The sequence below is a fragment of the Streptomyces griseofuscus genome, from assembly GCF_014673495.1.
Taxonomy (GTDB): domain Bacteria; phylum Actinomycetota; class Actinomycetes; order Streptomycetales; family Streptomycetaceae; genus Streptomyces; species Streptomyces murinus.
In genome coordinates this window covers 4,983,816-4,996,874 of record NZ_CP051006.1, presented here as the reverse complement: position 1 = coordinate 4,996,874, position 13,059 = coordinate 4,983,816, and the positions used below count along the sequence as shown (strand labels likewise).

The window sequence follows — 13,059 nt, the reverse complement described above, 5'->3', positions numbered from 1 at the left end:
TCAGGCCCCCTTCACGGCGACGGCGAACAGGCGGCGGAAGGGCAGGACGGTGCCGTAGGGCGCCCGCGGGTAGGCCGCGCGCAGCAGATCGCGGTATTCGGCGAGGAACGCGTCCCGGGCCTCGGGGTCGTCGGCGAGCACGGTCAGGACGGGCCGCAGCCCGGTGCCCTTCACCCAGTCCAGGACCGGGTCCTCGCCCTCCAGGACGTGCAGATACGTCGTCCGCCAGACGTCGGTGGCGCAGCCGAGGCGGGCGAGGCGGTCCAGATAGGTGCCGGGGGTGTGCACGGAGTCGGTGCGACGCAGGACCCCGGCGAGCCGGTCCCGCCAGCGCGGGGCGGCGGCCAGTTCGCGCATGAGGACGTGCTGCGGGGCGTCGACGTTGTCCGGCACCTGGAAGGCGAAGGTCCCGCCGGGCGCGAGGGCCCCGGTCCAGTCGGCGAACCGGTCGAGATGCCCCGGCACCCACTGGAGGGTGGCGTTGCAGACGATCAGGTCGTACGGCTCCTCGGGCGCCCAGGTGCGGGCGTCGGCGCGGGCGAAGTCCAGCCGGCCGCCGCCGGGGGTGGGGCCCTCGTGCCCGGTGTGGGCCGCGTCCAGCATCTCGGGCGAGTTGTCGTACCCGGTGATGTGCGCGGTGGGCCAGCGTCCGGCGAGGCTCGCGGTGACATTGCCGGGGCCGCAGCCGAGGTCGGCGATGCGGGGCGGGGTGCCGGGCAGGTCGGGGACGCGGGTGAGGAGGTCGGCGAAGGGGCGGGCGCGGTGGCCGGCGTGCCGGAGGTACTGGCCGGGGTCCCAGGTCGGTGTCGTCATGCCTTCCACCTTCCCGCCTCGCATATCTCGACGTCAAGATACTTGAGAAAGAGATACTCGATTCCAAGAGACTTCACGTCGACACAACCACTACACTGATCTCATGGAGGACGAGGTCGATCGGCTGGTCGCAGCATGGCGCCGGGAGCGCCCGGACCTCGACGTGGAGCCGCTGGAAGTACTCAGCCGGGTGAGCCGGCTCGCCCGGCACCTGGACCGCGCCCGTCGGCTCGCGTTCGCGGAACACCAGCTGGAGCCCTGGGAGTTCGACGTGCTGACCGCGCTGCGGCGCGCGGGCACGCCGTACCAGCTCTCCCCCGGGCAGCTGCTGACCCAGACCCTGGTCACCTCGGGCACCATGACCAACCGGATCGACCGCCTGGCGAAGAAGGGCCTGGTCGAACGGCTCCCCGACCCGAGCGACCGGCGTGGTGTGCTGGTGCGGCTGACCGACACCGGCCGGGACCGCGCCGACCAGTCCCTCGCGGGGCTGCTGACACAGGAGCGGGCCATCCTCGGTGAGCTGTCCCAGGCGCAGCGGGCGGAACTGGCGGGCCTGCTACGCCAGTTGACCGCCCCGTTCGACAACATTCCCGGTTAGGTCCACCGGGCCCACCCCGGCCCGGCGGGCGAGGGCGACGGCGGCCAGGGTGGAGTGGACGCCGAGTTTGCCGAGCACGTTCTGCATATGGGTGCGGACGGTGTGCGGGGAGAGGTACAGCCGCTCGGCGACGGCCTTGCGGCCCAGGCCCGCGACCATGCAGCGCAGCACCTCCCGCTCCCTCGGCGTGAGGGACTCCACCAGGCGTTCGCTCTCGCTGCGGTGTCTGCGGGCGGCGGTCAGCTCCTTGAGCACGCCGGTCAGCAGGGCGGGCGGTAGATGCGTCTCGTCGCGCAGCACACCCCGGATCACCGCGAGCAGCCGCGACAGCGAGCAGTCCTTGGCGACCCAGCCGCAGGCACCGGCGCCGAGCGCGAGGGCGGCGCGGCGCGGGTCGTCCTTCCCGGCGAGGACCACGGTGCGTACGGCGGGCTGGGCGGTGCGCACCCCCGCGACCAGCGAGAGCCCGTCGACCAGCCCCTCTTCGTCCGTGTCCCGCACGGGTACCGGCGAGCGGCCACCGGTCGGCCTGCCGCCCAGGTCGGCGTCCACGAGCAGGACGTCGTAGCGGCGGCCCTCGGCGACGGCCCGCTCCAGACAGCGCAGCGCGGCCGGGCCGCTGCCGGCGGCGGCGACCTCGACATCGGGCTCGGCGGCCAGGGCGGCGGCGAGCGACTCGGCGAAGATGCGGTGGTCGTCCACGACCAGGACTCGGATACGAACCACAGAACCCCCTGAACGACACCGGCCCCCGACCGGTCGCTGGTATCTCAGCGTACGGATACCGGCACGCAGCGGAAGGAGATTTACAGAACTGGCCGTCCGGCGCGTTTATGGTGTGCCGCATGTTTCGTATCGAGGCGGAAGTCGACAAGGCACGACAGGAACTGCTCCGCAGCCGGCTGCTGGACACCAACACGGCGGCCTCCCCGGTCCTCGCGGCTCTGCGCGGCACCCCCGCCGAGCGCGAAGTCCCCCTGCACGTCTGGGCCCTCGATCCCGCCGGAGATCTCGCGGGCGGTCTGGTGGGCCACACCTGGACCGCCTGGCTGCACGTCACCTACCTCTGGGTGGACGCCGCCCACCGTGGCACGGGCCTCGGCTCCCATCTCCTGGCCCGCGCCGAGCACCTCGCCGGCACCGAGCGCGCCTGCACCGCCGCCCGCCTGGAGACCTGGGACTTCCAGGCCCCGGCCTTCTACCGCGGACAGGGTTACGAGGTGGTGTGCGAGATCCCCGACTATCCGCCGGGGATCACGGAGTACACGCTGGTGAAGCGGCTGCGCTGACGTCAGACCAGGCGCCGCGCCCCCGCCGACGGCACCGCCTCGAACACCCGGGGAGCCTTGAACTGCGCCGCGGTGAAGGCCGTTTCCAGGGACTCGGTCAGGGAGGGGACGGCGGCCGTGTCGGTGAGGACGATGGCCGAGCCGCCGAAGCCGCCGCCGGTCATACGGGCGCCCAGGGCGCCGTGGGCGAGGGCCGTCTCCACGACCAGGTCCAGTTCCGGGCAGGAGATGCGGAAGTCGTCGCGCAGCGAGGCGTGGCCCTCGGTGAGGATCGGGCCGATGGCGCGGGGGGTGCCGGCGCGCAGCAGGGCGACCGTGCGTTCGACGCGCTCGTCCTCCGTGACGACATGGCGGACCAGACGGCGGATCTCCTCCTCCTCGCCCAGCCGGGCCAGCGCCGCGTCCAGGTCGGCGTAGGCGATGTCGCGCAGGGCGGTGACGCCGAGCAGGGCCGCGCCCTTCTCGCAGCCGGCCCGGCGCTTGCCGTACTCGCCGCCGCTGTGCGCGTGCTTGACCTGGGTGTCGACCACGAGGAGGCGCAGGCCCTCGGCCGCGAGGTCGAAGGGGATCTGCCGCTGGGACAGGTCGCGGGTGTCGAGGAAGAGCGCGTGGCCCGGCTCGCAGCACGCGGCCGCGGTCTGGTCCATGATCCCGGTCGGCGCGCCGACGTAGACGTTCTCGGCGCGCTGGCACAGCCGGGCGAGCTGCCACCGGGCGAGGTCGAGGCCGTACAGGTCGCGCAGCGCGAGGGCGATCACGACCTCGAGGGCGGCGGAGGAGGACAGGCCGGCGCCGGTGGGCACGGTCGAGGAGAGGTGGATGTCCGCTCCGGTGACCGGGTGGCCCGCCTCGCGCAGGGCCCAGACGACGCCCGCCGGGTACGCCGTCCAGGCGGGGTCGCCGCCCGGCGCGAGGGCGTCGAGGCGCAGTTCCACGACGCCGCCCGCCATGTCCGCCGAATGCAGGCGCAGCAGGCCGTCGTCCCGGCGGGAGACCGCCGCGAGGGCCTGGTGGGGCAGGGCGAACGGCATGACGAAGCCGTCGTTGTAGTCGGTGTGCTCGCCGATCAGGTTGACCCGTCCCGGCGCCGCCCACACTCCCTGCGGACGCGCTCCGTACAACTCGGCGAAGCGCTCGGCGACCTGCTGTGCCCCCACTAGTCCTCCTTGGACAGCTGCTGCGCGAACTCCCAGGCGTCCGCGACGATGCCCGCGAGCTCCGCGCGGGTCGGGTTCCAGCCCAGCTTCTCGCGGGCGGTGTCCGCGGCGGCGACCAGGACGGCCGGGTCGCCGCCCCGGCGCGGTGCGACGACCTCGGGGATCGGGTGCCCGGTGACCTCGCGGACGGTCTCGATCACCTCGCGGACGGAGAACCCGTTGCCGTTGCCGAGGTTGCAGATCAGGTGCTCGCCGGGGCGTGCGGCCGTCAGCGCCAGCAGGTGCGCGTCGGCGAGGTCGGCCACATGGATGTAGTCGCGTACACAGGTGCCGTCGGGCGTCGGGTAGTCGTCGCCGTAGACGGAGATGGCGTCGCGGCGGCCCTGGGCGACCTGGAGGACCAGCGGGATGAGGTGCGACTCGGGGTCATGGCGCTCGCCGTACGCGCCGTACGCGCCCGCCACGTTGAAGTAGCGCAGCGAGACCGCGGCGAGGCCGTGGGCGTTCGCCTCGCTGGTGATCATATGGTCGACGGCGAGCTTGGACGCCCCGTAGGGGTTGGTCGGGCGGGTCGGGGCGCTCTCGGTGATCGGGACCTGCTCGGGCTCGCCGTAGGTGGCGGCCGTGGAGGAGAAGACGAGGGTGCGCACGCCCGCCTCGCGCATCGCGCCGAGCAGGGCGAGGGTCCCGGCGACATTGTTGTCCCAGTACTTCTCGGGCTTCACCACGGACTCGCCGACCTGGGAGAACGCGGCGAAGTGCAGTACGCCGTGGTACGAGGCGTCGAGCCACTTGGCGGCGTCGCGGATGTCGCCCTCGATGAAGGCGGCGCCGGCCGGGACACCCGTACGGAAGCCGGTGGAGAGGTTGTCGAGGACGGTGACCTCGTGTCCGGCCTCCAGCAGATGCTGTGCCACCACGCTGCCGACGTATCCCGCGCCACCCGTCACCAGGTACTTCATGAAGTCGCTACCTCTCGCAGTCGCTCGGCCGCGCGTTCCGGCGGCACGTCGTTGATGAACACGTTCATGCCGGACTCGGAACCCGCGAGAAACTTCAGCTTGCCGGGAGTGCGGCGGATGGTGAAAAGCTCCAGATGGAGCGCGAAGTCCTCCCGCGTCACCCCGTCGAAGCCGGTGAGCGCCCCGAACGGCGCCTGGTGCCAGGCGGAGATGTACGGCGTCGGCGGCTCACCGGTCCCGAAGATCCGGTCGAAGCGCCTCAAGAGTTCCAGATACACCTGGGGGAACTCTGTGCGCGCCGCCTCGTCCAGGGCGAGCAGATCGGGGACGCGGCGCCTGGGGTACAGGTGGACCTCGTACGGCCAGTGCGCCGCGTACGGCACGAAGGCCACCCAGTGTTCACCCGCCAGGACGACCCGCTCGGCGGCGAGTTCACGCTCCAGGACGGCGTCGAAGAGGTTCTCCCCCGCGTGGGCCGCCTTGTGGTCGGCGAGCGAGCGGAGCATCAGCGCGGTGCGCGGGGTGGTGAAGGGGTAGGCGTAGATCTGTCCGTGCGGGTGACCGAGGGTCACACCGATCTCGGCGCCGCGGTTCTCGAAGCAGAACACCTGCTCGACACAGGGCAGCTGCGACAGCTCCGCCGTGCGGTCGGTCCACGCGTCCAGCACCAGGCGCCCCTGCTCGGGGGTCAGATCGGCGAAGGAGGCGTCGTGGTCGGAGGTGAAGCAGACGACCTCGCAGCGGCCGGAGTCACCGGCGAGCGAGGGGAAGCGGTTCTCGAAGACGACGACGTCGTACGAGGAGTCCGGGATCTCGCTGAGCCGCTCGCCCTCGGTCGGGCACAGCGGGCACTGGTCGGCCGGCGGGTGGTAGGTGCGGCCCTGCCGGTGGGAGGCGACGGCGACCCGGTCCCCGAGCAGCGGATCGCGGCGGATCTCGGAGGTGGTGGCCGTGCGGTCCAGCGGACGGCGGTCGACGGCGTCGCGCACGGTGTCGTCCCGCAGGTCGTAGTAGATCAGCTCGCGACCGTCGGCCAGCAGGGTCGGGGTCTTCTTCACGCCGGACTCCTCTCAACAGAATCAAACATAACAGACCACAACCCGACACAGAATCAGATCATCACAATCGAACAAAGATCACCATCACAACTGTTCATTTTCTAAATACACAGGCGTAGGTTGCCGCTCTGATCAGTTCGCGCAACGAAGCGAGTTCTCATGCAAACCCCCACATACGCGCATACGTATCTGGCGGCGGCCGGGCTACGGCTCCCGACCAACTGGCTGGACTACACGATCCTGGCGATCTACTTCGTCGTCGTGCTCGGGATCGGATTCGCCGCCCGCCGCTCGGTCAAGACCAGCCTCGACTTCTTCCTGTCCGGACGCTCGCTGCCCGCCTGGATCACCGGCCTCGCCTTCATCTCGGCGAACCTGGCGGCCACCGAGATCCTCGGCATGGCCGCCAACAGCGCCCAGTACGGCGCCTACACCGTGCACTGGTACTGGATCGGCGCCATCCCCGCCATGGTCTTCCTCGGCCTGGTGATGATGCCCTTCTACTACGGCAGCAAGGTCCGCTCGGTCCCCGAGTTCCTGCTGCTGCGCTTCGACAAGGCAGCCCATCTGCTCAGTTCGATCCTGTTCGCCTTCGCCGCGATCCTGATCGCCGGCGTCAACCTGTACGCCCTCGCGATCGTGGTCGAGGCCCTGCTGGGCTGGCCCCAGTGGGTGGCCATCGTGGTCGCCGGCGCCTTCGTCCTCGCGTACATCACCCTGGGCGGCCTGTCCTCGGCGATCTACAACGAGGTGCTCCAGTTCTTCGTGATCCTGGCCGCGCTCATCCCGATCACCATCCTCGGGCTGCGCAAGGTCGGCGGCTGGGGCGGACTGACCCACAAGCTCGCCGAGACCCACGGGCACAACTTCACCACCGCGTGGGGCGGCACCGGGATCGGCAGCACCAACCCGCTCGGCGCGAACTGGCTGACGATCGTGCTCGGCCTCGGTTTCGTGCTCTCCTTCGGCTACTGGACCACCAACTTCGCCGAGGTCCAGCGCGCCCTGTCCGCGAAGAACCTCTCGGCGGGGCAGCGCACACCGCTGATCGCCGCGTACCCGAAGATCTTCATCGTCTTCCTGGTGATGATCCCGGGCCTGGTCGCGGCCGCGCTCGTGCCCAATATCGGCACCAGCGCCTCCGGCCTCCAGTACAACGACGCCATCCCGTACCTGATGCAGGAGCTGCTGCCCAACGGTGTGCTCGGCATCGCGGTCACCGGTCTGCTCGCCGCGTTCATGGCCGGCATGGCGGCCAACGTGTCGTCCTTCAACACCGTGTTCACCACGGACATCTGGGCGAAGTACGTGGTGCGCGGGCGGGAGGACGCGTACTACGTCCGGTTCGGCCGCTGGATCACCGTGATCGGCGTCTGCGCCTCGGTCGGCACGGCGTTCCTCGCGTCGTCGTTCTCGAACATCATGTCCTACCTCCAGACGCTGTTCTCCTTCTTCAACGTGCCGATGTTCGTCGTCTTCATCATCGGCATGTTCTGGAAGCGGGCGTCGGTCAAGTCCGGCTTCTGGGGCCTGCTCGCGGGCACCGTCACCGCGATGGTCAACTACTTCGTGCTCTACAAGAGGGGGATCATCTCCATCCCCTCCGACCAGGGCGCCAACTTCGTCTCGGCGATCGCCGGGTTCCTCGCCGGCGCGGTCGTGATGGTCCTGGTGACGCTGTTCACCGAGCCGAAGCCCGCGCGGGAGCTCCAGGGGCTGGTCTACGGCACCCGGTCGCCGGGGATGTCCGAGCCGCCGGCCCCCGGTGACGACGCGTGGTACCGCAAGCCGGCACTGCTGGGCTGGGGCGCGGTCGTGCTGGCCGCACTCTGCTACATCCCGTTCTCGTTCTGACGCGGGAGGATCGAGGGAACATGTCCGAGAACTCCGAACACCATTACACCGAGGGCGAGATCGCGCGCGAGGTCACCGAGCTGGAGACCAAGTCGGCGACGGCGTCCCGCATCTTCGATCTGCGGCGCATCATCGGCGGGCTCTTCGTGGTCTACGGCGTGATCGTCACCATCACCGGCATCACGGACTCGCAGTCCGCGATCGACAAGGCGCAGGGGGTCAACATCAACCTGTGGACCGGGGTCGGAATGCTGGCGCTGGGCGTCTTCTTCCTGGTCTGGCTGAAACTCCGGCCGGTGGCACCTCAGCGGGAGGACTAGGGCCTCTCGTTTGGATCATGCCGGCCTGAGCCAAACGAAAGACCCTAGCGCCGTCGGGGGGCGGCCCGTCCGCCGGGCGGCCGCGTCGTGGCTGATCGCGCAGTTCCCCGCGCCCCTGACGGGGCGCTGCGGCGGGGCCGGGAGCTAGGCTCCCGGCCCCGCCGCGCGGTCCAGCAGGCCCGTGCGCGCGGCCAGCGCCGCCGCCTCCAGACGTGACCCCACACCCAGCTTCATCAGCACCCGCTGCACATGGGTGCGGGCCGTGCTCGGGGCTATGTGCATACCGGAGGCGATGACCCGGGTGTCCTCCCCGTCGGCGACGCGGACCAGCACCTCGACCTCGCGCGGGGTCAGCACGCCGAGCAGCCGCTGGGCCTCGTCATCGGGCTGGGCCGTGGGGTTCAGCAGCTCCTCGAACGCCTCCTGGAGAAGGCCGGGGGCCACCGCCGACTCGCCCGCCCGAGCCTTCAGGATCGCCCGCTCCACGCCCTCGATGCGCTCGTCGTGCCGTACGTACCCCGCCGCCCCGGCGGCGAACGCCGCGGCGATCCCCCGCGGCGAGGGCACCGGGCCCAGCACCACGACCGCCACCTGCGGCCGCTCCCGCTTGATCTTGGCCACCGGGTCGAAGGCGCCCGGCTCGGCCGGGGCGGCCGTACCCAGCAGGCACACCTCGGGTGCCCGCGCGATCACCAGGTCGGCCGCGCCCGCGGCGGGCGCGGCCGAGGCGAGCACCCGGTGTCCGCGCAGTTTCAGCGCCGATGCCAGTGCCTCCGCGAGCAGGCGATGGTCGTCCACGACCATGAGCCGTACTCCCATTGAGAAACCCCCCAGTCCCGCCCCTGGATGCCCCACTATGGACGTCCACCGGCCCGAAGGACAGAGGGCCCCCCGGCACCCCGCCCCTTTGCATGCCCCCGGAAGCTACACGCTTGTTCGACGCCGCGCTGCCCCTGGACAGCAGAAGTGCCCCGGACCGATGACATCCGGGGCACTGCTGACTAAGTCACCTGTTCGGGTGATTGTGTGGCGGCGGTCAGCCGTCCGTGCCGAAGGCCAGCACCAGATACGACTTGTCGTCGTTCGGGTCCGCCTTGTCGACGAAGACGTCGGACATGTAGAGCCGGCCGTTCGCGAAGAGGATCTCCGCGTAGTCCGGCAGCATGCTGCCCTCGGCGCGCCGGACGCTCTCCGTGGAGGGGTTCTCCAGGAGCTTGGTCTCCTTGAAGGTGGAGCCGTCGATGCTCACGATCTGGCCGCCCTTGTCGTACGGCGGCTTCTTGTAGGCGATCAGGTTGGCGCCGTCCATGCGCAGCGGCGACAGCAGATAGCCGTCCCCGGCCTCGGCGCGCTGGCCGGTGGGCTTGCCGGTGGCCAGGTCGAAGGCGACGACCTCGTTGGTGGTGCTGTAGGAGGTGCCGCTGCCGTCGTGCTCCTCGGTCGGCACGAACAGCTTGCCGCCGCCGACGACGACCTCGTGGCAGTCCTCGATCCGGGTGATGCCGTCGCAGCGGCCGCCGTAGGTCTTGCCGGGCGCGGAGATCCGGGCGAGCAGCTTGCCGGTCTTGTTGTCGATGGAGAAGTAGTCCGAGATGCCACTGCCGTCGCCCGCGCTGTCGCCGACGTCGGCGGCGACCACCAGCGGATCGGTGGAGACGACCGAGGCGTACTCGATGCCCGGGTCCATCTTGTACTCGGAGAGGACCTTGCCCGACGTCGGGTCGATGGTCTGGATGGACAGCTGGGTGTTGTCCGAGTCGCCGCAGCTGCGCACCGCGACCAGCTTGGCGCCGCCGCCGTAGCCCGAGTCGTAGCAGTCCTCGCCCGGCTTCGGCTGCCACAGCGGCTTGCCGGAGTCGATGTCGAAGGCCGCGCCGCCGTTGCTGTCGCCGAGCGCGACGGTGTGCTGGGAGACGGTCACGTTCTGGTAATTGACCGGGTAGTCACCGACGTTGACGGTCTTCGTCCATAGCTTCTTGCCCGCGTCGAGGTCGATCGCCGCGATGTCGGAGCAGCCCTGGTACTTCTTGGTCGTCGGCTGGTACGTGATCGCGGTCTTGTCGTCGGCGGTGATGTGCCGGCTGGCCGCGCAGACCGGGCCGGGCAGCTTGACCGTCCACAGCTCGGTGCCCTTGACCGGGTCGTAGCCGACGATCTCGTTCACGCCGGTCTTGGCGTACACCTTGTCGGTCAGCCAGGAGCCGGCGGTGCTCACCGTGTCCGTGACGGAGGGCGAGGGGACCTGGAAGAGGACCTTGGCCGCCGGGTTCGCCGGCGCCTTCTCCTGGCCGCCGGTCGAACCGCCGGAACCCTTGTCCTGGCCGCCGCCGTTGCCGCCGCCGGAGGACGCGGTGTCCTGCTTGGTGCCGCCGTCACCGGAGCCCGCGTACAAGATGCCGCCGCCGACGATCAGCGCGATCACGACGACCGCCGCGATGACGATGTACAGCGCGGTGTTGTTCCGCCCGCCCCCGGCGCCCCCGCCCTGCTGCATCGGCATGGTCGGGGGCTGGCCCGGATAGCCGTAGCCCGGCTGCCCGGACTGCTGCATGGGCTGGGTGGGCATGGCGTACGGGTTCTGCTGCGGCGCCCCGTAGGGGGCGGGGGGCTGCTGGCCGTACGGGTTCGGGGGCGCGGCGGGGTAGCCGTAGCCGGCCGGCGGGGCCGGGGGCGTCGGCTGCGGGTAGCCGTAACCGGGGCCCGGCTGCTGCGGGTAGCCGTAGCCGGGCGCCGGCTGCTGCGGGGGTCCGGGCGGCGGGGGCGGGGCGCCCTGCGGGGCCGGCGGGTCCGCGGGGGGCTGCTTGTCCAGCGAGTGCGGCCCGGTGGGCGGGGTCTGCTGCGGCGGGGTCGGCGGACCGAAACCCCCCTGCTGCGGGGGCTGGTTCGGCGGGGGCGGGGGCGGCTGGGTCATGGCTCGGGTACCTCGGTGACACTCGGAAGGCCGGACGGCGGACGGAACGGGAGAAGGCCGGGAAGCGGGCCGGGCTCAGTTGCCGAAGGCCATGATCAGCTTCTCCTTCGACTGGTCGTTCCCGTTCAGCCGGCCGGCCGAGATGATGAAGCGCCCGTCGGCCCAGTCGATGACGCCGTTGTAGAAGGTGTCCTCGATCTGCGCGGTGCCCTGCGGGTTCTGGAGCAGCTTCACCGGGGTGTGGGTGGCTCCGGCGGTCGGGATCGAGACCACCTGGCCGCCCGCGTCGTACGACGGCTGCACATACGCGATGAGCTTGCCGCCCTCGGTCTTCATCGGGGCCATCGGCTCGTCCGCCGGGGACTTGACCCGCCACTTCGCGGTACCGGTGGAGAGGCTGATCGCGACGATCTCGTTGGCGCTGGAGGTCGCGGACGTGGGCAGGTAGAGCGTGTCGGCGTCGGCCGCCACGCCCTGGCAGCCCTGGAGGTCGCGCTCCAGGATCGCCCAGCCGCAGCTCGGGGAGAACTTCTCGTCGACCTTGACCTGCGAGCGGAACCTGCCGTCCGAGGTGAAGGTGGAGATGTTCCACGTCTTCTTGTCCTCGTTGGTCAGATAGACCACCAGCGGGTTCATCGAGTACACCCGGCTGACCTGCCAGCCCTTCTTGAGGGGCTGGGTCCACTTCACCTTGCCGGTGGCCGGGTCGAGTTCCTGGAGCTCGTCGTGCTCGGTGCTGGTCGAGGCCGCGCAGGACGCCACCTGGACGAGCCGGCCTGCGCCGCCCGCGTACCCGGCGGGGAAGCAGGCGTTGCCGTAGCGCTTCTTGTCGTACAGCTTCTTGCCGCTGTCGATGTCGTAGGCGGTGCCCGACTCGGAGCGGCCCACCATCAATGTGCCGCCGGCCACGCTGAGTTCGACGTTGAGCGCGCTGTCGAACAGCCCGCCGTCGGCGACCTGGGCGTTCCAGCCCTTCTTGCCGGTGGCGAGGTCGAGCTGGGTGAGCTGGTTGCACTTGGCGTTGTCGCCCGCGCCGTTCATGTACGCCACGACGACCTTGTCGTCGTCCGACTTCTGCGGGGTGACCGCGCAGATCTTCTGCGGGAAGTCGACAGGCCCCCAGGGGGAGGAGCCGTTGCCGGTGTCGTAGGCGAAGACCTGCTTGTACGCCGCCTTCACCACGGTGTTCCCGGCGACCCACATGCCGGGGGCGTCGGCGCCCGAGCCGGGGGCGTCCGGCGCCGACTTGTACCAGAGCACCTTCGCCTCGCCGGACGCGCGGCCCTTGTTGAGGTCCTCGGGGTCGTCGCCGCCGGTGGCGGACGAGGAGGCGGAGGGGGCGCCGGACGAGGCCGGGGCGCTGCTGCCGCTCTGCTCGGCCACGGGCTTCTTCTTGCCGTCGTCGCCGCTGGTGACGGCGTAGACGGTGCCGGCTATGACGAGCAGCGCGGCCGCCGCGGCGCCCACGATCAGCGCCGTCTTCTTCTTGCTGCCGCCGCCCTGGGGCGGGAAGGGGTCGCCGGGGGCGGTGCCGGGCGCGCCGGGGTACGGCGGCTGCGGCGGGAAGCCGTAACCGGGCTGGGGCTGCTGCCCGTAGGGGCCCGGCTGCTGGGAATGCTGCGGGTACCCGTAGGGGCCGGGGGCCCCGGGGGCGCCGTAGGGGGCGGGGGTCCCGGGAGCCGCGGGGGATCCGTAGGGGCCGGGGGCGCCGGGTCCCGTAGGGGCGCCGTAGGGGCCGGGCTGCTGCGGGTAGCCGTAGCCGGGCGCCGGCTGCTGCGGGGGCTGGGGCGGCTGCCCCGGCTGCGGCGGCGGGCCGGGCTGGGCCTGGGGCGCGGGCGGGACCGGGGTCGCGGCCGGCTTGGAGAGGACCGTCGGCGGCGGGGCGGCCGGGGTCGCGGCGGGCGGCTGGGCCGGGGCGGCGGGAGCCGTCGGCGGCTGGGCCGGGACCGGCGGCCGATTCCCCGGATCCCCCGGGTTCCCCGGTTCTCTCGGGTCCCGGGGGTCCCTGGGATCTCTCGGGTCCTGCGGTGCTCCGAAGCCGCCGCTGGGCGACTGGTCGGGCGGCTGAGTCATCAGCGCTCTTCCCCCTCGTTC

At 71.3% G+C, this 13,059-nt stretch carries 12 protein-coding genes; 4 read left to right on the top strand and 8 right to left on the bottom strand.

The features are described 5' to 3' along the window. On the bottom strand, window positions 1–813 hold the full coding sequence (locus HEP81_RS22425; protein ID WP_037653757.1) for a trans-aconitate 2-methyltransferase: 813 nt from the start codon (window positions 811–813) through the stop codon (window positions 1–3). A 103-nt stretch (window positions 814–916) separates the two neighbouring features. Here HEP81_RS22425 and tamR point away from each other — a divergent pair, with 103 nt between their 5' ends. Then, window positions 917–1,414: a MarR family transcriptional regulator TamR gene (tamR, locus tag HEP81_RS22420; RefSeq protein WP_037653759.1), complete on the top strand. Its 498-nt coding sequence runs from the start codon at window positions 917–919 to the stop codon at window positions 1,412–1,414. Here tamR and HEP81_RS22415 read toward each other — a convergent pair. Next, window positions 1,373–2,140: a LuxR C-terminal-related transcriptional regulator gene (locus tag HEP81_RS22415; RefSeq protein WP_037653760.1), complete on the bottom strand. Its 768-nt coding sequence runs from the start codon at window positions 2,138–2,140 to the stop codon at window positions 1,373–1,375. The two genes, tamR and HEP81_RS22415, sit on opposite strands and share 42 nt — an antisense overlap. Before the next feature lie 119 nt (window positions 2,141–2,259). Between HEP81_RS22415 and HEP81_RS22410 the strand changes: the two genes are divergently transcribed. Continuing rightward, complete coding sequence (locus HEP81_RS22410; RefSeq protein ID WP_037653824.1) at window positions 2,260–2,703, top strand: GNAT family N-acetyltransferase; 444 nt, start codon at window positions 2,260–2,262, stop codon at window positions 2,701–2,703. Between the two features lie 2 nt (window positions 2,704–2,705). Here HEP81_RS22410 and galK read toward each other — a convergent pair whose 3' ends face one another. From galK to galT, 3 genes are read right to left on the bottom strand one after another with little or no spacing between them, the layout of a single operon-like run. Then, window positions 2,706–3,860: a galactokinase gene (gene galK, locus HEP81_RS22405; RefSeq protein ID WP_037653761.1), complete on the bottom strand. Its 1,155-nt coding sequence runs from the start codon at window positions 3,858–3,860 to the stop codon at window positions 2,706–2,708. Then, a complete protein-coding gene (gene galE, locus HEP81_RS22400) occupies window positions 3,860–4,822 on the bottom strand; it encodes a UDP-glucose 4-epimerase GalE (protein WP_037653762.1) in 963 nt (320 codons plus the stop codon). Before galE ends, galK begins: the two co-directional genes overlap by 1 nt. After that, the gene (galT, locus tag HEP81_RS22395; RefSeq protein ID WP_037653764.1) at window positions 4,819–5,880 is read right to left on the bottom strand and encodes a galactose-1-phosphate uridylyltransferase; all 1,062 of its coding nucleotides are present in this window, start codon (window positions 5,878–5,880) and stop codon (window positions 4,819–4,821) included. The genes galE and galT overlap by 4 nt, the downstream gene beginning before the upstream one ends. Before the next feature lie 159 nt (window positions 5,881–6,039). Between galT and HEP81_RS22390 the strand changes: the two genes are divergently transcribed. Together HEP81_RS22390 and HEP81_RS22385 are read left to right on the top strand one after the other, a co-directional pair. Next, on the top strand, window positions 6,040–7,734 hold the full coding sequence (locus tag HEP81_RS22390; RefSeq protein WP_037653766.1) for a sodium:solute symporter family protein: 1,695 nt from the start codon (window positions 6,040–6,042) through the stop codon (window positions 7,732–7,734). Window positions 7,735–7,754: 20 nt separating this feature from the next. Then, window positions 7,755–8,054, top strand: coding sequence for a hypothetical protein (locus tag HEP81_RS22385; protein WP_037653767.1), 300 nt, complete (start codon window positions 7,755–7,757; stop codon window positions 8,052–8,054). Between the two features lie 144 nt (window positions 8,055–8,198). Here the strand turns inward: HEP81_RS22385 and HEP81_RS22380 are convergent, their stop codons facing one another. From HEP81_RS22380 to HEP81_RS22370, 3 genes are all read right to left on the bottom strand, one after another. Continuing rightward, window positions 8,199–8,873 (bottom strand): helix-turn-helix transcriptional regulator, encoded by a 675-nt coding sequence (locus tag HEP81_RS22380; RefSeq protein ID WP_078967258.1) that lies wholly within the window; start codon window positions 8,871–8,873, stop codon window positions 8,199–8,201. Window positions 8,874–9,090: 217 nt separating this feature from the next. Next, entirely contained in the window at window positions 9,091–10,965 is a 1,875-nt protein-coding gene (locus tag HEP81_RS22375; protein WP_078967259.1) for an outer membrane protein assembly factor BamB family protein, read from the bottom strand. A gap of 75 nt (window positions 10,966–11,040) precedes the next feature. After that, the gene (locus HEP81_RS22370) at window positions 11,041–13,038 is read right to left on the bottom strand and encodes an outer membrane protein assembly factor BamB family protein (protein WP_037653770.1); all 1,998 of its coding nucleotides are present in this window, start codon (window positions 13,036–13,038) and stop codon (window positions 11,041–11,043) included. Window positions 13,039–13,059: the final 21 nt, after the last annotated feature.

Coding starts and splice junctions, on each gene's coding strand:
- galE (WP_037653762.1), bottom strand. CDS start 4,822: ATGAAGTACCTGGTGACGGGTGGCGCGGGATACGTCGGCAGCGTGGTG.
- tamR (WP_037653759.1), top strand. CDS start 917: ATGGAGGACGAGGTCGATCGGCTGGTCGCAGCATGGCGCCGGGAGCGC.
- HEP81_RS22375 (WP_078967259.1), bottom strand. CDS start 10,965: ATGACCCAGCCGCCCCCGCCCCCGCCGAACCAGCCCCCGCAGCAGGGG.
- HEP81_RS22410 (WP_037653824.1), top strand. CDS start 2,260: ATGTTTCGTATCGAGGCGGAAGTCGACAAGGCACGACAGGAACTGCTC.
- HEP81_RS22380 (WP_078967258.1), bottom strand. CDS start 8,873: ATGGGAGTACGGCTCATGGTCGTGGACGACCATCGCCTGCTCGCGGAG.
- HEP81_RS22425 (WP_037653757.1), bottom strand. CDS start 813: ATGACGACACCGACCTGGGACCCCGGCCAGTACCTCCGGCACGCCGGC.
- HEP81_RS22385 (WP_037653767.1), top strand. CDS start 7,755: ATGTCCGAGAACTCCGAACACCATTACACCGAGGGCGAGATCGCGCGC.
- HEP81_RS22370 (WP_037653770.1), bottom strand. CDS start 13,038: ATGACTCAGCCGCCCGACCAGTCGCCCAGCGGCGGCTTCGGAGCACCG.
- HEP81_RS22390 (WP_037653766.1), top strand. CDS start 6,040: ATGCAAACCCCCACATACGCGCATACGTATCTGGCGGCGGCCGGGCTA.